A 19227-nucleotide genomic window follows, 5' to 3' on the forward strand; every position below is an offset into this window, starting at 1 on the left:
ATGGGCCGGTAGGGTTGGGTGCGGTCGCCGCTCAGTCCAGGGTGACCCGGTCCTGTCGTCTCCGGCGCCGGGACCGCCGGGGTCGTGTTTCGGGGGGCGGGCGACGGGGCAGCAGCACATGCTCCGCCGTTGATCTGACACCATTCCCCGGGGGCCCCGTCCGTCGGACGGACGGAGCTCGTTCGGGAAGATTTGCGACCAGGGGACGGATGGGACCGCGCAGTGCGGGGCTACGAGAGCCAGGAGCGAGAGCCGGCGGCTGACGTCGACCACCTCTCTCGGTTCGAGGCCGAGATGAAGCGGCTGAAGACCGAGCGGGAAAAGGCGATCCAGCACGCCGAGGACCTCGGCTACCAGGTCGAGGTGCTGCGCGCCAAGCTGCACGAGGCGCGGCGCACCATCATGTCCCGGCCCGCCTTCGACGGCGGCGACATCGGGTACCAGGCCGAGCAGTTGCTGCGCAACGCGCAGACGCAGGCCGACCAGCTGCGCGCCGACGCGGAGCGGGAGCTGAGCCAGGCGCGGGCGCAGACCCAGCGGATCCTCCAGGAGCACGCCGAGCAGGCCGCCCGGCTCCAGGCGGAGCTGCACCAGGAGGCGGTCACCCGCCGCCAGCAGCTCGACCAGGAGCTGGCCGAGCGCCGGCAGACCGTCGAGTCGCACGTCAACGAGAACGTGGCCTGGGCGGAGCAGCTGCGCGCCCGCACCGAGCAGCAGGCCCGGCGCCTGCTCGACGAGTCCCGCGCGGAGGCCGAGCAGGCCATGAGCGCGGCCCGTGCGGAGGCGGAGCGGCTGACCGCCGAGGCCCGCCAGCGGCTGCGGAGCGACGCGGAGAGCGCCCGCACCGAGGCCGAGCAGATCCTGCGCCGGGCGCGCACCGACGCGGAGCGGCTGCTGAACGCCGCCTCCGCGCAGGCCCAGGAGGCGACCGACCACGCGGAGCAGCTGCGCAGCTCCACCGCCTCCGAGTCGGAGTCCACCCGGCGCGAGGTCCAGGAGCTGAGCCGGGCCGCCGAGCAGCGCATGTCGGAGGCCGAGGAGGCGCTGCGCAAGGCGCAGGCCGAGGCCGAGAAGGTGGTCGCCGAGGCCGAGGAGGCCGCCGCCAAGGCGCTGTCGAGCGCCGAGGCGACCAACGAGCAGCGCACCCGCACCGCCAAGGAGCAGGTCGCCCGGCTGGTCGGCGAGGCCACCAAGGACGCCGAGAGCACCAGGTCCGAGGCCGAGCAGGTGGTCGCGGACGCCCGTGCCGAGGCCGAGCGGATCGTCGCCGAGGCCGCCGAGAAGGCCCGCACGATCACCGCCGAGGAGTCGGCCACCCAGCTGTCCAAGGCGGCCAAGACGGCCGAGGACGTGCTGAACAAGGCGTCGGAGGACGCCAAGCGGACCACGAAGGCGGCCACCGAGGAGGCCGAGCGGATCCGCACCGAGGCCGAGACCGAGGCGGACCGGCTGCGCGCCGAGGCGCACGACATCGCCGAGGAGCTCAAGGGCGCGGCGAAGGACGACACCAAGGAGTACCGCGCCAAGACGGTCGAGCTGCAGGAGGAGGCGCGCCGGCTGCGCGGCGAGGCCGAGCAGCTGCGGGCGGACGCGGTCGCCGAGGGCGAGAAGATCCGCGCCGAGGCCCGCAAGGAGGCCGTGGCGCAGATCGAGGAGGCGGCGAAGACCGCCGAGGAGCTGCTCGCCAAGGCCAAGGCGGACGCCGACGAGCTGCGGCAGACCGCGACGGCGGACGGCGAGAAGGTCCGCGCCGAGGCCATCGAGCGGGCGACGACCCTGCGCCGGCAGGCCGAGGAGACCCTGGAGCGCACCCGCGCGGAGGCCGAACGGCACCGCGCGGAGGCCGCCGAGCGGGTGGAGGAGCTCCAGGCGGAGGCCGAGCGGGCCGCCCGCGAGCTGCGCGAGGAGACCGAGCGCGCCGTCGAGGCCCGGCAGGCGGAGGCCGCCGAGGAGCTGACGCGGCTGCACACCGAGGCCGAGGAGCGCCGCACCGCCGCCGAGGAGGCGCTGAGCGGGGCCCGCGAGGAGGGCGAGCGGATCCGCCGCGAGGCCGCCGAGGAGAGCGAGCGGCTGCGCACGGAGGCCGCGGAGCGGGTCCGTACGCTCCAGCAGCAGGCCGAGACCGAGGCAGAGCGGCTGCGCACCGAGGCCGCCGCGGACGCGTCCGCCTCCCGCGCGGAGGGTGAGGCCGTCGCCGTACGGCTGCGCTCGGAGGCCGCGAGTGAGGCGGAGCGGCTGAAGTCGGAGGCGCAGGAGAGCGCCGACCGGGTGCGGGCGGAGGCGCAGACCGCCGCCGAGCGCATCGCGGCCGAGGCGTCCGAGGCGCTGGCCGCCGCCCAGGAGGAGGCCGCCCGGCGCCGCCGCGAGGCGGAGGAACTGCTCGGCTCCGCCCGGCAGGAGGCCGACCAGGAGCGCGAGCGGGCCCGCGAGCAGAGCGAGGAGCTGCTGGCCTCGGCACGCAACCGCGTGGAGGAGGCCCAGGCCGAGGCGGTCCGGCTGGTCGAGGAGGCCGACCGGCGCGCCACCGAGATGGTGTCGGCGGCCGAGCAGCACGCGGCGCAGGTGCGGGAGTCGGTCGCCGGGCTGCACGAGCAGGCCCAGGAGGAGATCACCGGGCTGCGCAGTGCCGCCGAGCACGCCGCCGAGCGCACCCGGACCGAGGCGCAGGAGGAGGCGGACCGGGTCCGCGCCGACGCCTACGCGGAGCGGGAGCGGGCGAGCGAGGACGGCGGACGCCTCAGGCGCGAGGCGCAGGAGGAGACCGAGGCCGCCAAGGCGCTGGCCGAGCGGACCGTGTCCGAGGCCATCACCGAGGCCGACCGGATCCGTGCGGACGTCTCCGAGCACGCCCAGCGGGTGCGCACGGAGGCCTCCGACGCCATCGCCGAGGCCGAGCAGTCCGCGTCGCGCACCCGGGCGGACGCCCGGGAGGACGCCAACCGCATCCGGTCCGACGCGGCGACGCAGGCGGACACCCTGATCACCGAGGCGCGTTCCGAGGCGGAGCGGCTCACCACCGAGACGGCGGCCGAGACCGACCGGATCCGCACGGAGACGCTCGCGGAGGCGGAGCGCGTCACCGCCGAGGCGGCGAGCGAGTCCGAGCGGGTCAGGGCCGAGGCGGGCGCCCGGGCCGAGCAGCTGGTCTCGGACGCCACCGGGGAGGCGGAGCGGCTGCGGGCCGAGGCCGCCGACACCGTCGGCTCCGCGCAGCAGCACGCCGAGCGGCTCCGCACCGAGGCCGACCGGGTCCGCCGCGAGGCGGCCGCGGAGGCCGAGCGGGTCACCGCGGCCGCCCGGGAGGAGGCCGAGCGCACCCTCGACGAGGCCCGCAAGGACGCCAACAAGCGGCGCTCGGAGGCCGCCGAGCAGGTCGACACGCTCATCACGGAGACCGCCGCCGAGGCCGACAAGCTGCTCACCGAGGCGCAGCAGCAGGCCCAGAAGACCACCGCGGACGCCGAGTCGCAGGCCGACACGATGGTCGGCGCGGCCCGCTCGGAGGCCGACCGGATCGTCCAGGAGGCGACGGTCGAGGGCAACACCCGGGTGGAGAAGGCCCGTACGGACGCGGACGAGCTGCTGGTCGGCGCCCGCCGGGACGCGACCGCCATAAGGGAGCGCGCGGAGGAGCTGCGCGAGCGGCTCACCTCCGAGATCGAGGAGCTGCACGAGCGGGCCCGTCGCGAGGCCGCCGAGACGATGAAGTCGGCCGGCGACCGCTGCGACGCGCTCATCAAGGCCGCCGAGGAGCAGCTCGCCAAGGCGGAGGCGAAGGCGAAGGAGCTGGTGTCGGAGGCCAACTCCGAGGCCGGCAAGGTGCGCATCGCCGCCGTCAAGAAGGCCGAGGGGCTGCTCAAGGAGGCCGAGCAGAAGAAGGCCACCCTGGTCCGCGAGGCCGAGGAGCTGAAGGCCGAGGCGGTCCGTGAGGCCCGGGCCACGGTCGACGAGGGCAAGCGCGAGCTGGAGGTGCTGGTCCGGCGCCGCGAGGACATCAACGCGGAGATCTCCCGGGTCCAGGACGTGCTGGAGGCGCTGGAGTCGTTCGAGGCGCCCGGGGGTGCGAAGGACAACGGGGTGAAGGCCGGAGCGACGGTGGGCGCCCCACGTTCGGGTGGCAAGTCGTCAGACGGCTAGCGTTCGGGGCGGTTTGGGTGTCTGCTGGAGATCTTTGGCCGAGTCCCGACGGGACCGTTCACCAGAACTTTGGCAAGCCATCCGCGGGTCAGCCACCCAAAAGAGGTGTCATTCTCCGTATCAAACGTGCATCCGCTCGATGACACACCGCATTGGCGCCTAGGATTCCCTCTATCACCTCACCCGGTCTCTTTCGACAGGAACCCCATGAGCGACACTTCCCCCTACGGCTTCGAGCTTGTGCGGCGTGGGTACGACCGCGCTCAGGTGGACGAACGTATCTCCAAGCTCGTCTCCGACCGTGACAGCGCTCTCGCCCGCATCACCGCTCTGGAAAAGCGCATCGAGGAGCTCCACCTCGAGACCCAGAACGCCCAGGCCCAGGTCAACGACGCAGAGCCGTCGTACGCCGGTCTCGGCGCCCGGGTCGAGAAGATCCTGCGGCTCGCCGAGGAAGAGGCGAAGGACCTGCGCGAGGAGGCCCGGCGCGCGGCCGAGCAGCACCGCGAGCTGGCCGAGTCCTCGGCCCAGCAGGTGCGCAACGACGCGGAGTCGTACGCCGCCGAGCGCAAGGCCAAGGCCGAGGACGAGGGCGTCCGGATCGTCGAGAAGGCCAAGGGCGACGCCTCGCAGCTGCGTTCCGAGGCGCAGAAGGACGCGCAGTCGAAGCGCGACGAGGCCGACGCGCTCTTCGAGGAGACCCGCGCGAAGGCCGCGCAGGCCGCCGCCGACTTCGAGACCAACCTCGCCAAGCGCCGCGAGCAGTCGGAGCGGGACCTGGCCTCCCGTCAGGCCAAGGCCGAGAAGCGGCTCGCGGAGATCGAGCACCGCGCGGAGCAGCTGCGCCTGGAGGCGGAGAAGCTGCGCACGGACGCCGAGCGCCGGGCCCGCCAGACCGTGGAGACGGCGCAGCGCCAGTCCGAGGACATCGTGGCCGACGCCAACGCCAAGGCCGACCGGATCCGTTCGGAGTCGGAGCGCGAGCTGGCCGCCCTCACCAACCGCCGCGACTCCATCAACGCGCAGCTGACCAACGTGCGCGAGATGCTGGCGTCGCTCACGGGTGCCGCGGTGGCAGCCGCACCGTCGGTCGAGGACGAGTCGGTCTCCCGCGGGGTGCCGGCCCAGCAGTCCCGCTGACGCCCTTTCGCCCGAGCGGTTTCGGCCGCGCGGGGGGTACGCCTGCTGAATCCGTACGAACATGGGCGAGGCCTGCTGTCACTGGGGTGGCAGTGGGCCTCGTCCCGTTCTAGCGTGGTCGCCATGATCGAGCTCGAGGGGCTGACCAAGCGGTACGGCGAGAAGGTGGCGGTCAACAATCTCTCCTTCACCGTCAGACCCGGCATCATCACGGGCTTCCTCGGCCCCAACGGCGCGGGCAAGTCCACGACCATGCGGATGGTGCTGGGCCTGGACCGGCCGACCGCCGGGGACGTGCGGATCGACGGCAAGCACTACGACCAGCTGACGGACCCGCTGACGTACATCGGCGCGCTCCTGGAGGCCAAGGCGTGGCACGGCGGGCGCAGCGCCTACAACCACCTGCTGTGCCTCGCGCAGAGCAACGGCATTCCCGCGAGCCGGGTGCGCGAGGTCCTGGACACGGTCGGTCTGTCGGCGGTCGCCAGGAAGAAGACCAAGGGCTTCTCCCTGGGCATGGGGCAGCGGCTCGGCATCGCGGGCGCCCTGCTCGGCGACCCGCGGATCCTGATGTTCGACGAGCCGGTCAACGGGCTCGACCCCGAGGGCATCCACTGGATCCGCAATCTGATGAAGACCCTGGCCTCCCAGGGCCGCACCGTCTTCGTCTCCTCCCACCTGATGAGCGAGATGGCGCTGACCGCCGACCATCTGGTGGTCATCGGCCAGGGCAGGCTGCTGGCGGACACCTCGATGGCCGAGTTCATCGCGGAGAACTCGCGCAGCTACGTCCGGATCCGCACCCCGCAGCGCGAGCAGCTGCTCGACGCGCTGCACGCGGCCGGGGCCACGGTCGTCGAGTCGGGCGAGGGGGTCCTGGAGGTGGACGGCGACAAGTCGGAGACGGTCGGCGAGCTGGCGGCGCGCCACCAGGTCGTGCTGTACGAGCTGAGCCCGCAGCGCGCCTCCCTGGAGGAGGCGTTCATGCAGCTGACCGCGGAGTCCGTGGAGTACCACGCGCACGACGGGCAGCCGCCCGGCGCGGTGCCGCAGCAGCAACAGCCACCGGGACGGCCTCCGCGGCAGCCGTGGGGCAGCGACTGGAAGAGGGGATGAGCATGGCGGCGACACAGGTCGTGCGGTCCGAGTGGACCAAGATCCGGTCGGTCGCGTCCACGGTGTGGACGCTGGGCCTCGCCGTGGTCGTCACCATCGCCCTGGGCATGCTGATCTCGGCCCTGTCGAAGAACGAGTTCGGCGACATGAGCCGGCGGGACCAGCTCTCCTTCGACCCGACCTTCATCAGCTTCGCCGGTACGAGCCTCGGCCAGCTGGCGATGATCGTGTTCGGGGTGCTGGTCGTGGGCAACGAGTACAGCTCCGGCATGATCCGCACCTCGCTGGCCGCCGTGCCGAGGCGCGGCACGTTCCTGTTCAGCAAGATCGCGGTGGCCACCGCGCTCGCGCTGGTCGTGGGCATGGTCACCAGTTTCGCCACGTTCTTCCTCGGGCAGGCGATGCTCGGCGACCTGAAGGCGTCGATCGGTGACCCGGGCGTGCTGCGCGCGGTGTTCGGCGGCGGCCTCTACATGACCCTGATCGCGATGTTCTCGATGGGCGTCGCCGCGATGCTGCGCTCCCCGATGCTGTCGCTGGGCATCCTGATGCCGTTCTTCTTCCTGATCTCCAACATCCTGGGCAACGTCCCGGCGACGGAGAAGGTCGGCCGGTTCCTGCCCGACCAGGCCGGCAGCAAGATCATGCAGGTGGTCACGCCGATCGACGACGACGTCCCGTACGGACCGTGGGGCGGCCTGGGGATCATGGCACTGTGGGTGATCGCGGCGCTCGTCGGCGGTTACGCGGTGCTGAAGCGGCGGGACGCCTAGAAAGCAGGCGGCGGAACCCGGGGAGGCGCCTCCGTACGGTGTCGGATTTTGCCCGCGCTTGAACGGAACCGTCAGCGCGTGGATATCCTCCTAACCCTTACGGGGGCGTGTGCCCTGCTGTCCCTGAACCTTCCGATGGGTGCGGAGCATGATCGAGGCTGTCGGCCTGACCAAGCGATACGGCGACAAGACCGCCGTGTACAACCTCTCCTTCCAGGTGCGGCCCGGTGCCGTCACCGGCTTCCTGGGGCCCAACGGCTCGGGCAAGTCGACGACGATGCGGATGATCCTGGGCCTGGACAACCCCACGGCGGGCCACGTGACCATCGGCGGCCACCCCTACCGCAGGCTGCCGAACGCCGCGCGCCATGTGGGGGCGCTGCTGGACGCCAAGGCGGTGCACGGCGGGCGGGCCGCCCGCAACCACCTGCTGAGCCTCGCCCAGCTGTCCGGCATCCCGGCCCGGCGGGTGGACGAGGTGCTCGGCGTGGTGGGCCTCCAGGACGTGGCCAAGCGCCGTTCCAAGGGCTTCTCCCTCGGCATGGGCCAGCGGCTCGGCATCGCCGCCGCGCTGCTCGGCGACCCCCAGGTGCTGCTCTTCGACGAGCCGGTCAACGGCCTCGACCCGGAGGGCATCCACTGGGTGCGCAACCTGATGAAGGCGCTCGCCGCGGAGGGCCGCACCGTCTTCGTCTCCTCGCACCTGATGAGCGAGATGGCGCTGACCGCCGACCACCTGATCGTCATCGGGCGCGGCCAGCTGATGGCCGACATGAGCGTGACGGACTTCATCTCGGCCAACTCCGCCGACTTCGCGCGCGTGCGGACGCCGGACACCGAGCCCCAGCTGCGCGAGAAGCTGACCTCGGCGCTGACCGAGGCGGGCGGCCACGTGCTGCCCGAGCAGGACGGCGCGCTGCGGGTGACCGGGCTCGCCCTCCCCCGCATCAGCGACATCGCGCACGACACCGACGTACGGCTGTGGGAGCTGTCGCCGCACCAGGCCTCGCTGGAGGAGGCGTACATGCGGATGACGCAGGGCGCCGTGGACTACCGGTCGACCGCCGACCAGAAGGCGGGGCTCCAGCAGCCCCTGCCGCCCGGCGCGCAGCCGCCGATGCCGGTGCCGGGGCAGGGCCAGCCGGGGTGGTACGCCCCGCCGCCGCCCCAGCAGGGCGGTCAGCCCTTCGCCGCGCCGCAGGGTGCGCCCGGCCAGGCCCCGGCGGGCCCGTACGGTGCCCCGGCGGCGCCCGGGGCGGGCGTCCCGGGGGCCAGCCAGCCAACCCGTACGCGGCCCAGCAGGCGCCCCAGGCACCGCCGGTGCCCCAGGCTCCCGCCGGCCCGCCGACGCCGCCCTCGGCGGGCCCTGCGCCCGCCGCCGCGCCCGTCACCGACCCGACCAAGCCCGAGGACGCCCGATGAGCACGCCCCAGCCCCCGACGCAGCAGGCCGCGCCCGACTGGCACGCGGCGCCCGGTTCGCCGTTCCCGACCTACACGTCGCCGATCCCGGTGGTGCGCACGACCCTCGTGCACGCGCTGGCCTCCGAGTGGACGAAGATCAAGTCGGTGCGCTCGACGATGTGGACGCTGGGCGTGTTCGTCCTGCTGGTGCTCGGCATCGGGCTGCTGACCGGCGCGGTGGTGGCGAGCTCGGACTCCGACCTGGCCGGTGAGAGCGCGCTGAGCCTCGGCTTCTTCGGCCTGCTGCTGGGCAGCATGTGCGTGATCACGCTGGGCGTGCTGACCACCGCCTCGGAGTACGGCACGGGGATGATCCGCACGACGATGACCGCCTGCCCCAGCCGCGGCCGGGTGCTGGCCGCCAAGGGCATCGTGTTCTTCCTGCTGGCGTTCGTGGTGACCCTGGTCTGCGCGACGCTGGTCGGGCTGGCCCACGTGTCCATGCTGGAGGGCAACGGCGCGGAGAACCCGACCGGCGCGGAGTGGCTGAAGGGCACCGTCGGCGTCGCGCTCTACGTCGCGCTGCTCGGGCTGCTCTCGCTGGCCATGGGCTCGATCATCCGGCACTCGGCGGGCGCCATCACCATCATGATCGGCGTCCTGCTCGCCCCGCTGGTGATCGCGCTGTTCATGTTCTCGGAGTCGCTCAAGGACGTGCAGCAGGCGCTGTTCGAGTACTCGATCCCGAACCAGATGAGCATCTTCTACGCCAACTCGCTCTCCGAGTCCGGGCCCTCGGGCTGGGACCCGCTGTGGATCGTGCTCGGCGTGACCGCGGCCGCGTTCGCCGCCGCCTTCGCCCTGCTGGAGAAGCGGGACGTGTAAGGCCGGCCGGACCGGCGCTCAGAACCTCGGCGCGTTACGGGACCGCTGCACCCGCGTGGTGCGGCGGTCTTTCGCGTTCCAGCACGCCTTGTGCCAGTGCCGGCGCTCGTCCACGCCCGAGTGGGCCGGCCAGGCCACGACGTGCGGGACTCCGTCCGGAATGAGCTGGTCGCAACCCGGGCAGCGGTACGACTTGCCCTGCGCGCTCGCCCCCGCCACGTGCCGTACGCTCCACTCCTCGCCCTGCCAGTTCTCCGCGGACTGCCAGCCGCCGTAGCGGCCGGAGCCGTCCTCCTCGGCGCTCCGGCCGGAGGAACCGGCTCCCTTGGGTCGGTTGCGACGCGGGGACACAGGACACCTCACGGAGCTATACAGGAAGCAGGGCGGCATCCAGCCTACGCGGCACGGACACGGGTACGCGTACGGCGCCAAACACCGCAACTCCCCCGACCGGTGTTGTCCGTCCGGGCCCGCGCACCGTCCCACAACGGCCGATTCTGCAGACAATCCGCAAATTGCTTCGTCCGGCCGTGTCCTCGGCACGTGTCAGGCGGTTATGCCGTGCGGGGGAGCTCCACGTCGGGGCCGAGGAAGCAGGAAAAGGCAATGCGCGTAGGAAGTTTCGTGTTGGGTGCCCAGTTCCCGGGCCAGGGTCAGGGGGAGGCGCTGCACCGCGCGGTCCGCTCGGCCGAGGTCGCCGAGGAGGCCGGGCTGGACACGGTCTGGCTGGCCGAACACCACTTCGTGCCGTACGGCACGTGTCCGTCGGCCGTGACCCTGGCCGCGCTGCTGCTGGGCCGCACCCGGCGGCTGCGGGTCGGCACCGCGGTGAGTGTGCTGCCCACCGTCCACCCCGTGGCGCTCGGCGAGCAGGCCGCGCTGCTGCACGTCACCAGCGGCGGCCGCTTCTCGCTGGGCGTGGGCCGCGGCGGCCCGTGGGTGGACCTGGAGGTGTTCGGCGCGGGGCTGGAGGCGTACGAGAAGGGGTTTCCGGACTCGCTCGACCTGCTGCTGCGCTGGCTGCGCGAGCCGGCCGTCGGCGCCTGCGGCGACCGCTACCGCTTCCGCGAGGTGCCCGTCGTGCCGCGCCCGTCGGAGTCCCTGTCGGAGGAGCCGGGCCCGGAGGTCGTCGTCGCCTGCACCTCGCCGTCGAGCGTGCGGATGGCGGCCGAGCGGGGGCTGCCGATGCTCCTCGGGATGCACGTCGGTGACGAGGAGAAGGCGGAGATGGTCGCCCTGTGGCGGCGCCACGCGCGTGCGGCCGGGCGTCCGGCGGCGGAGATCCACGGCGCCGGACACGTCTCGGCCGGTGTCTGCCAGATCGCGGACCGGCGCACGGACGCGGCCGAGACCCTGCTCAAGGCGATGCCGGGCTGGCTGCGGCAGGGACTGGGCGCCCACGTCACGGTGGACGGCCGGGCCCGGCAGATGCGCGACCCGCACGCCTACACCGAACTGCTCTGCGGGCTGCACCCGGTGGGCACGCCCCGGCTGTGCGCGGACCGGCTCGCGGCGACCGGCGAGCGGACCGGCATCTCCCGCTTCGCCCTGCTCGTCGAGGGCTCGGGAGACCTGGCGGCGACCGAGGAGAACGTACGGCGGCTCGGGGCCGAGGTACTCCCCCAGCTCCGCTGACCCCCGCGCGGGGAGCTTGCCGCTCCGGTACAGAACTGCACCTCCCGCGTACGGAGCGGCAAGCGAGGACCGCGGGCCTCAGCAGTCGCGCAGTTCCGGCGACTGGTTCAGCAACTGGCTGCGCACCGAGGTGAACTTGGTCAGCGTCTCGTCGACAGAGGAGTCCAACGGGAACACCGCCACCCGGTGGCAGTTCTGGAAGGCCAGCCGCACCCCGAAGTGCCGCTGCAGTGCACCGCGTATGGCGTCACTCGCGAGCGCACGCAGGAGCTGACCGCGCGCCTGCTCGTCCGGCGGGGGCGTCTGGTTGTCGGCGAACGCTCCGCCGTCGACCTTCAGCTGTGCCACCAGGGAGCTGACCATCTCCCATGCGTAGGGCAGGGAGGTCCGGACGCAGTCGACGAAGTCTGCTTCGTCGACCTCGCCTCGCTCGGCCTGTTCGAGTAGGGCCGGTGAGACGTCGAGCGACATGGGTTCTCCTCTCGCACCCCCGACCAGCAGGGGTTGCCGGACAGTTAAGGGAGTGCGCGATTCCGAACACGCTGCGTACACAGTTCGCGACCTCCCGTTCAATACCGTAAGCAACCGATCGTGACGGCACCAGGAGAATGCCCAGATGGACACCATCCGGTAGGCCCACAATCGGCCAGTGCGCAAGACGGGGCCAATGGGAGAAGTGGGACAGCGCACCCGGGTGCCCGGGTACGGGCGAATCGCGTCGGGCCCGGCCCGTCGAGTAGCGTTGCCGACCATGCGTCTCGTCATTGCCCGCTGCTCCGTCGACTACGCCGGACGGCTCACCGCCCACCTGCCCTCGGCCCCCCGGCTGATCCTGGTCAAGGCGGACGGCAGCGTCTCGATCCACGCCGACGACCGGGCCTACAAGCCCCTCAACTGGATGTCGCCGCCCTGCGTCCTGAAGGAGGGCACGGGCGAGGAGGAGGGCGTCTGGACCGTCGTCAACAAGGCGGGCGAGAAGCTCATCATCACGATGGAGGAGATCCTCCACGACTCCTCGCACGAACTGGGCGTCGATCCGGGCCTGATCAAGGACGGCGTGGAAGCACACCTCCAGGAGCTGCTCGCCGACCGCATCGACACCCTGGGCGAGGGCTACACCCTCATCCGCCGCGAGTACATGACCGCCATCGGCCCGGTCGACATCCTGTGCCGGGACGCCCAGGGCGGGACCGTCGCGGTCGAGATCAAGCGGCGCGGCGAGATCGACGGCGTGGAACAGCTCACGCGCTACCTGGAGCTGCTGAACCGCGACCCGCATCTCGCCCCGGTGCGCGGCGTCTTCGCCGCCCAGGAGATCAAGCCGCAGGCCCGCGTACTGGCCACGGACCGCGGCATCGGCTGCCAGGTGCTGGACTACGACGCGCTGCGGGGCATCGAGGACGACAAACTGCGGCTGTTCTGAGGGCGCGGCGCGTCCTGGGGGCGCGTCACGTACGAGGTGGGGAGGGCCGGGTCCGTGCGGCGGACCCGGCCCTCCCTTGCTGTCGCCCGTCCGGGACGGTCAGATGATCTGCCCGGTGCCCGGGTCCGAGCCGGCCGGGGTTCCCGTGCCGGTGCCGGTGCTCTCGGTGCTGCTCTGCGAGACGGTGGCCGGCGGGCTGTCGGCGCCGCTGACGGTGTCGGACGTCTCCGGGGTGGACGGCGAGGTCGTCTCGGTCTCCGTGGGCGTCGGTGACGTGTCGTCGGACTCGGTGGGCGTCCCGGGGTCCGTCGGCTCGGTGTCCGTCGGCTTCGGCGACGTGGGCTTCGTCGTCGGCGAACTCGGCGACTTGCTCGGCTCGTCCGGCGAGCCGGGGTCGTCGGGGCTCTCGTCGTCCCCGGGGTCGGTGCTGCCCGTACTGCTCGGCCCCTGCGAAGGCGCCCCCGACTCCGTGGCCGTCGGCGCCTCGGACGTGCCGGGGGTGGCGGAGCCGGTCGGGGCGCCGGGCGTCTCCTGGCCCTGACCGTCGTCCGAGGGCCGGTCGGCGCCCAGACTGCCGTCGTCGACGCCCTGGCTGGCCGACGGGTTGACGCCGACCTCGTTGGAGGGATCGCCGCCGTCGTTCTCGGAGGTGGCCCCCAGGGTCACCACCGTGCCGAGCACGGCGACGAGCAGCGCGCCCGCTCCGGCGGCCACCAGGTTGCGCCGTGCGAAGCCCTTGATGCCGCCGGCGACCGTGCGGGGCGGCTCCTCGTCGGGCTCGCGGCGGGTGACGAGGGTGGGTGACTGCGGACGCGGCTGGAGCGGCGGGAAGGGAGCGGGGACCCCCGCGGACGGCGACGCCGACTCCTCGTTGCGGGCGTCGGGCACCTCCTCCCCCACCGTCGGGCCGAGTCCGGCCCCGACCACACCGAGTCCGGCGGCGGGCGCCGCCGCGGCGAACGCGCCCGCGCCGCTGCCCAGGCCCGGCGTGTCGCCGGTGCGGTCGGCGACCAGCGCGAGGGCGCGGCGGCCGGCCACGGCACCGCGCTTGTCGGAGAGCGCGCCGCGCAGCCCGATGGAGGCCTCCAGCTCGGCGCGGGCCCGGTCCAGCCGGCCCTCGCACAGCGCGAGGACGCCCAGTTCGTGGTGGAAGTAGGCCTGTTCGGCGACGTCACCGGCGAGCCGGGAGGCCTCGGTGCCCGAACGCAGCGCCCGTTGCCAGGCGCTCCAGTGCAGCCCGGCGGCGAAGGCGGGCGCCGCGGTGCGGGCCAGCTGGACGGCCGGGCTCTCCTCGTCCTCGGCGGTGGGGGTGGTCGCGGGCACCAGCACGGCGAGGGCGGCCAGTACGGCGTCGGCCTCCGCGCAGACCCGCACCGGGGTGACCGAGGGGTGCCCGGCCCACCAGGCGTAGTGCTGGGCGGCGGCCGTCGCCCGCTCCCGTACGGCGTCGGCGTATCCGGCGCTCTCCAGCTGGGTGAGCACGCCGGCGGCCAGCCGGTAGCGGGAGGCGACCGGGGAGACCAGTCCGCAGTCCGCCAGTTCGCCGAGGGCGGCGTCCGCGTGGGTGTCGCCGACCAGGGCGGGCAGATGCGCCTGGTGCGGCACCTCGCCGCCGAGCGCGACGGCGAACTCCAGGGTGGCGCGGGCGGAGGCGCTCAGCCGGGAGGCGAGCAGCGGTGCGGGCGCGGCGGCCTCGCCGAGGGACGGCAGGGGTACGTCGTCGGCCTCGGCGGCGTCGTAGGGGGTGTCGTCGGCGGGGCGGGCGTCGGCGAAGACGCCGAACTCGTCGACGGCGCCGGCACCGGCCCGCTCCCGGTCCCGGCGGCGCAGCAGGGCACCGGCCTGGACGAAGCGCAGCGGCAGGCCCTCGGACTCGAACCAGAGGTCTCCGGCCCAGTTGGCCTCCTCCTCGGTGAGGGCCCGCCCGGCGGCGCGCTCGAGCAGCTCCACGCCGTCGGAGCGGTCCAGGCCGGTGAGGAAGACCTCCTCGACGGCCGAGTCGGCGGAGGGTGCGGCCACGTCCGGGGTGGTGCCGATGACGAAGGCGCACTCGGGGGTGGCGTCGAGGAGTTCGTCGAGGGCGGTGCCGCCGAACTCGGCGTCGTCCAGGACGACGACCGCGCCCACCTCGCGCAGGTGGCCGAGCAGTTCCGTCCGGTCGGGACGGTGCAGGGGCGCGCCGTGGACGGCGTAGAAGAGGTCGTGGAGCAGGTCGTCGGCGGTGCGGTGGTGGCCGTTGAGCCGGACGACGCCGTCGGGCGCGAGGCCCGCGCAGTCCTCGGCGACGACGTCGAGGAGGCTGGTGCGGCCGGAGCCGGCGGGGCCGGTGAGGCGCACGGAGCGGCCGCGGGCGAGCAGCCGCACCAGGCGTTCGCGCTCGTCCTCCCGGGCCAGCAGGCCGAGGACCGTGCGGACCGGTCCCGGTGGGACGGGCGGCCGCGCGGCGCGCTCCGCGTCGGCGCGTTCGGCCGCGGTGAGCTTCTCGGGCCGGGCGGGCCGCTCCGAGGGCGGGCAGACCTCGATCTCGCTGCCGTCGACGGGGTTGACGGTGAGCAGGAAGTCGCCGGACACCAGCTGCACCGTGCGGGCGAGCGCGGGCGCGTGCTGTCCGAAGTCGGAGGTGATGGGGTCCCTGTGCGGGCGCGGGCGCGGCGCCTGGCGGTCGCCGTCCTGGCCGTACTCCTCAGGGCCCCGGTTGTTCGGGTCCATTGGTTCAAGCCCCCCAAAAGCGTCGTGTGCAGGGCCCCGGCAGGGACCACCCTCCCGGCCTTGCCGCACACCGCGCTGTCGCTTCTGGTCCGGGCCCGCCGGCGGGTTTGCAAAGGCAGCGGGCAGCCAGACCCTAAACCTTCGCCCAGTATCTCCGACAGTCCGGGGTGCCGGGCTGCCCGAGAGGTCACGGTCTCGTGAGGATTGCGTGTGTCGGAGGTGTGAACCTTCACTTACACGCGGGGCAGGGTCTCCACACCGATGCCGCCCTCGATGGCGAGGATCCGGTGCAGCCGGGTGGCCACCAGCAGGCGCTGCATCTGCGGCGGCACACCGCGCAGCACCAGCCGCCGGCCGCAGCGGCCGGCCCGCCGGTGGGCTCCCATGATCACGCCGAGTCCGGTGGCGTCCCAGGAGTCCAGCTCTGACAGGTCGAGCACCAGGTCGCCGGCTCCGTCGTCGACGGCCGAGTGCAGGACCGTACGGGCGTCCGCCGCGCTGCGGACGTCGAGGCGGCCCCCGACGACCAGCTCGACGTGGTCGCCCCTGATGTGCATATGCGCTCCCCGGCGTGCGTCTTCTTCGTCGTCTTCTTCGTCTTGGCGTTGCGTTCCGCGCGTTGTGGTCTCTCGGCGATATCAGGCACTGCACCCTCTGACTGGCCGAAACGACCGGAGGTTGCCGTCTGTAAGCGAACCGATACCGAATTCACCCCGGCGTGTGACGTTTGCCGGGGCTGGTGTGACCTCAGTGCTTGTAGAAGCCCTGCCCGCTCTTGCGGCCGATGTCACCGGCGTCCACCATCCGGCGCATCAGCTCCGGCGGGGCGAACTTCTCGTCCTGGGACTCGGTGTAGATGTTGCCGGTGGCGTGCAGCAGGATGTCGACGCCCGTCAGGTCGGCGGTGGCCAGGGGTCCCATGGCGTGGCCGAAGCCCAGCTTGCAGGCGAGGTCGATGTCCTCGGCGGTGGCGACGCCCGACTCGTACAGCTTCGCAGCCTCGACGACGAGGGCGGAGATGAGGCGGGTGGTCACGAACCCGGCGACGTCGCGGTTGACGACGATGCAGGTCTTGCCGGTGGACTCGGCGAACTCGCGTGCGGTGGCGAGCGTTTCGTCGCTGGTCTTGTAGCCGCGCACCAGCTCGCAGAGCTGCATCATCGGCACCGGCGAGAAGAAGTGGGTGCCGACGACCCGCTCGGGGCGCTGCGTCACGGCCGCGATCTTGGTGATCGGGATCGCGGAGGTGTTGGACGCGAGGATCGCCCCGTCCTTCACCAGCTTGTCCAGGGTACGGAAGATCTCGTGCTTGACTTCCAGCTTCTCGAAGACGGCCTCGACGACGACGTCCGCATCGGCGGCGGCGTCCAGGTCGGTGGTCGCGGTGATGCGCCCGAGCGCGGCCTCGGCGTCGTCGGCGTCGAGCCTGCCCTTGGCGACGAACTTGTCGTAGGAGGCCCTGATGCCGTCGGTGCCGCGCCGCAACGCCTCGTCGGTGACGTCGCGCAGGACGACCTCCCAGCCCGCCTGGGCGGAGACCTGGGCGATGCCGGACCCCATGAGACCGGCTCCGATGACGGCGAGCTTCCGTGCCACTGTGCGACTCCCCTGATACGCGCTGATTCTCGTCTCTCGGCCGGAGATTAGCGGGCGTGAGGCGCTGTGTGACCGGTTAGTAACGCGCGTCACGTCTCAAATGACGGACGTCACACCGAGGGGTGCCGTTCGGGTGTCACAGCGCGCCTCGTACGGCGTAGTTGAGCACCTTCTCACTCAACAGCTCCTCCATCTCGTCCAGCAGCACGAGGATGTCGCGGGACACCTCGGCGGGTCTTCCGCCGGCCATCAGGCGGCGGCCGATGGTCGCCATCACCGTGCCGTGCAGCCAGCTGATCTGACCGGCCATCAGCGACGGGACGGGGTCGTCGTCCGGGGCGCCGGTCTCCTCGCGCAGGGTGCGCTCGAGGTCGTCCTGCACCTCCTGGCCGATCGCCCAGAGCCGGGAACGCAGCGCGGGTGAGGAGTGGATGACTCCCATGAAGCGCGCGTATCCGTCCATGAGACCGATCCGGGGCGAAACCGACTCGACCTCCTCGCGCAGTTCCCGCAGCACGGCCCGAGCGGCCGACTCCCCGTCGCCCCGTCCGCGCACCCAGCGCGACAGCCGGTCGACGACCCCCTTGGAGCGGTCGAGGAACAGGTCCTCCTTGGCCGGAAAGTAGTTGTAGAGGGTGTTGACGGAGACGTTCGCGGCGTCCGCGACCTCCGCCACCGTGACGGCCTCGAAACCGCGCTCCAGGAACAGCCCCGTGGCGACATCCGAGATGTACTGCCGGGTCTGCCGCTTCTTCCGTTCCCTGAGTCCCTCGGCCATGCCCGCATCCTAGCTTCGTTGGGACCGATGAAAACTTGGAGCCGTTGCAAAATTTCAGTGTCTCTGTTTTTCTGGGGCGCATGGCAATCATCAGTACGGCCCAGCTGGCCCGCACCTTCGCCACGAAGCGCGGCCCGGTCGAGGCGGTGCGCGGCATCGACCTCACCGTCCGCGAGGGCGAGATCCTGGGCTTCCTGGGCCCCAACGGCGCCGGCAAGACCACCACCCTGCGGATGCTCACGACCCTGCTCGCCCCCACCGGCGGCGCGGCCACCGTCGCCGGGCACGACCTGGCGACCGACCCGGCCGGGGTGCGCGCGGCGTGCGGGTACGTGGCGCAGTCGGGCGGGGTGGACCCGCAGGTCACGGTCCGGGAGGAGCTGGTCACCCAGGGCCGCCTGTACCGGCTGACGAAGGCGCGGGCGGTGGAGCGCGCCGACGAGCTGGCCCGCGACCTGGACCTGGCCGGGCTGCTCGACCGCAAGTGCGGCGCGCTCTCCGGCGGGCAGCGGCGCCGGCTGGACATCGCGATGGCGCTCACGCACCGCCCGAAGGTGCTCTTCCTGGACGAGCCGACGACCGGTCTGGACCCGGGCAGCCGCGCCGACCTGTGGGACCTGGTCCGGCGGCTGCGCGCCGAGCACGGCACCACCGTCTTCCTGACCACCCACTACCTGGACGAGGCCGACGCCCTCTCCGACCGCCTGGTCGTCGTGGACGGCGGCACGGTGGTCGCCGAGGGCACTCCCGCCGCCCTGAAGCGGGAGTACGGCGGCTCGCCCGACGCCACCCTCCAGGACACCTTCCTGGCCGTCACCGGCCGCAGCGCCGCTCCGGCCGACGCCGCCCCCGTCGCCGTCTGACCTTCCGAGGATTCCCGATGCTGCTCCACGACACCGGCCTGATCTACGGCCGCTATCTGCGCCAGTCCCTGCGCTCCCGCTTCGCGCTGCTGTTCGGCGTGCTGATGCCGCTGCTGTACCTGCTCTTCTTCGGCCCGCTGCTGACCGACCTGCCGCTCGGGGGTCAGGGCAGCTCCTGGCAGGTGCTGGTCCCCGGCCTGCTGCTGCAACTCGGCCTGTTCGGCGCCTCCTTCGCCGGGTTCTCGATCATCATCGAGAACGGCCAGGGAGTGGTCGAGCGGATGCGCGTCACGCCCGTCAGCCGCCTGGCGCTGCTCCTCGGGCGGGTGCTGCGGGACGCCACCGTCTTCGCCTTCCAGGCGGTGCTGCTGGTGCTGGCGGCCGTGGTGACGGGCCTGCGCGCGCCGCTGCCCGGCGTGCTGATCGGCTTCGCCTTCGTCGCGCTGCTCACGGTCTCGCTGGCCTCGCTGTCGTACGCGCTGGCGATGAAGGTCCGCACCCCGCAGGAGTTCGGGCCCACGATCAACGCGCTGACGATGCCGTCCATGCTGCTGTCCGGCCTGATGCTCCCGATGACCCTGGGTCCGGCTTGGCTGGACGTGCTGTCGCACCTGATGCCGTTCCGCTACCTGGTGGACGCGGTACGAGACGCCTACGTCGGCTCCTACGCCACGGCGCACATGCTGTACGGCGTCCTCGTCGCCCTGGCCCTCACCGCGCTGGCCGTGACGGTGGGCACACGCGTCTTCCGAACGGCGGGCGCGTAACT

The 19227-nt window shown here is 72.7% G+C and carries 15 protein-coding genes and 1 pseudogene; 10 read left to right on the forward strand and 6 right to left on the reverse strand.

All coding sequences use genetic code 11. The features are described from left to right. Positions 1–222: 222 nt before the first annotated feature. From scy to Sru02f_RS30975, 6 genes and pseudogenes are all read left to right on the forward strand, one after another. On the forward strand, positions 223–4137 hold the full coding sequence (gene scy / locus Sru02f_RS30950; protein ID WP_109033468.1) for a polarized growth protein Scy: 3915 nt from the start codon (positions 223–225) through the stop codon (positions 4135–4137). A 207-nt stretch (positions 4138–4344) separates the two neighbouring features. Further along, complete coding sequence (locus Sru02f_RS30955; RefSeq protein WP_003973600.1) at positions 4345–5277, forward strand: coiled-coil domain-containing protein; 933 nt, start codon at positions 4345–4347, stop codon at positions 5275–5277. 123 nt (positions 5278–5400) lie between these two features. After that, positions 5401–6393, forward strand: coding sequence for an ABC transporter ATP-binding protein (locus Sru02f_RS30960; RefSeq protein ID WP_167469692.1), 993 nt, complete (start codon positions 5401–5403; stop codon positions 6391–6393). After that, entirely contained in the window at positions 6390–7166 is a 777-nt protein-coding gene (locus Sru02f_RS30965; protein ID WP_109033466.1) for an ABC transporter permease, read from the forward strand. The genes Sru02f_RS30960 and Sru02f_RS30965 overlap by 4 nt, the downstream gene beginning before the upstream one ends. Before the next feature lie 148 nt (positions 7167–7314). Further along, positions 7315–8588 (forward strand): annotated as a pseudogene (locus Sru02f_RS30970) (ATP-binding cassette domain-containing protein). After that, complete coding sequence (locus tag Sru02f_RS30975) at positions 8585–9454, forward strand: ABC transporter permease (protein ID WP_109033464.1); 870 nt, start codon at positions 8585–8587, stop codon at positions 9452–9454. Before Sru02f_RS30970 ends, Sru02f_RS30975 begins: the two are co-directional and overlap by 4 nt. 18 nt (positions 9455–9472) lie before the next feature. Here Sru02f_RS30975 and Sru02f_RS30980 read toward each other — a convergent pair whose 3' ends face one another. Beyond that, entirely contained in the window at positions 9473–9805 is a 333-nt protein-coding gene (locus tag Sru02f_RS30980; RefSeq protein ID WP_109033463.1) for an ATP/GTP-binding protein, read from the reverse strand. Between the two features lie 255 nt (positions 9806–10060). Here Sru02f_RS30980 and Sru02f_RS30985 point away from each other — a divergent pair, with 255 nt between their 5' ends. After that, positions 10061–11089: an LLM class flavin-dependent oxidoreductase gene (locus Sru02f_RS30985; RefSeq protein ID WP_109033462.1), complete on the forward strand. Its 1029-nt coding sequence runs from the start codon at positions 10061–10063 to the stop codon at positions 11087–11089. Positions 11090–11167: 78 nt separating this feature from the next. Here the strand turns inward: Sru02f_RS30985 and Sru02f_RS30990 are convergent, their stop codons facing one another. After that, the gene (locus Sru02f_RS30990) at positions 11168–11560 is read right to left on the reverse strand and encodes an SCO5389 family protein (protein WP_003973607.1); all 393 of its coding nucleotides are present in this window, start codon (positions 11558–11560) and stop codon (positions 11168–11170) included. Between the two features lie 280 nt (positions 11561–11840). Between Sru02f_RS30990 and nucS the strand changes: the two genes are divergently transcribed. After that, the gene (nucS, locus tag Sru02f_RS30995; RefSeq protein WP_109033461.1) at positions 11841–12512 is read left to right on the forward strand and encodes an endonuclease NucS; all 672 of its coding nucleotides are present in this window, start codon (positions 11841–11843) and stop codon (positions 12510–12512) included. A 99-nt stretch (positions 12513–12611) separates the two neighbouring features. Here the strand turns inward: nucS and Sru02f_RS31000 are convergent, their stop codons facing one another. The 4 genes from Sru02f_RS31000 to Sru02f_RS31015 form a co-directional block, all read right to left on the reverse strand. Then, positions 12612–15221: an ATP-binding protein gene (locus Sru02f_RS31000; RefSeq protein ID WP_109033460.1), complete on the reverse strand. Its 2610-nt coding sequence runs from the start codon at positions 15219–15221 to the stop codon at positions 12612–12614. A 233-nt stretch (positions 15222–15454) separates the two neighbouring features. Further along, positions 15455–15778: an STAS domain-containing protein gene (locus Sru02f_RS31005; protein ID WP_087807203.1), complete on the reverse strand. Its 324-nt coding sequence runs from the start codon at positions 15776–15778 to the stop codon at positions 15455–15457. Positions 15779–15968: 190 nt separating this feature from the next. Further along, positions 15969–16817 (reverse strand): 3-hydroxyacyl-CoA dehydrogenase family protein, encoded by an 849-nt coding sequence (locus tag Sru02f_RS31010; protein WP_109033459.1) that lies wholly within the window; start codon positions 16815–16817, stop codon positions 15969–15971. Positions 16818–16953: 136 nt separating this feature from the next. Further along, entirely contained in the window at positions 16954–17595 is a 642-nt protein-coding gene (locus Sru02f_RS31015; protein ID WP_109033458.1) for a TetR/AcrR family transcriptional regulator, read from the reverse strand. Positions 17596–17675: 80 nt separating this feature from the next. Between Sru02f_RS31015 and Sru02f_RS31020 the strand changes: the two genes are divergently transcribed. Beyond that, on the forward strand, positions 17676–18458 hold the full coding sequence (locus Sru02f_RS31020; RefSeq protein WP_109033457.1) for an ABC transporter ATP-binding protein: 783 nt from the start codon (positions 17676–17678) through the stop codon (positions 18456–18458). A 17-nt stretch (positions 18459–18475) separates the two neighbouring features. Further along, positions 18476–19225: an ABC transporter permease gene (locus tag Sru02f_RS31025; RefSeq protein WP_109033456.1), complete on the forward strand. Its 750-nt coding sequence runs from the start codon at positions 18476–18478 to the stop codon at positions 19223–19225. The last annotated feature ends 2 nt before the right edge of the window (positions 19226–19227 follow it).

The organism is Streptomyces rubrogriseus, from assembly GCF_027947575.1.
GTDB lineage: Bacteria > Actinomycetota > Actinomycetes > Streptomycetales > Streptomycetaceae > Streptomyces > Streptomyces rubrogriseus.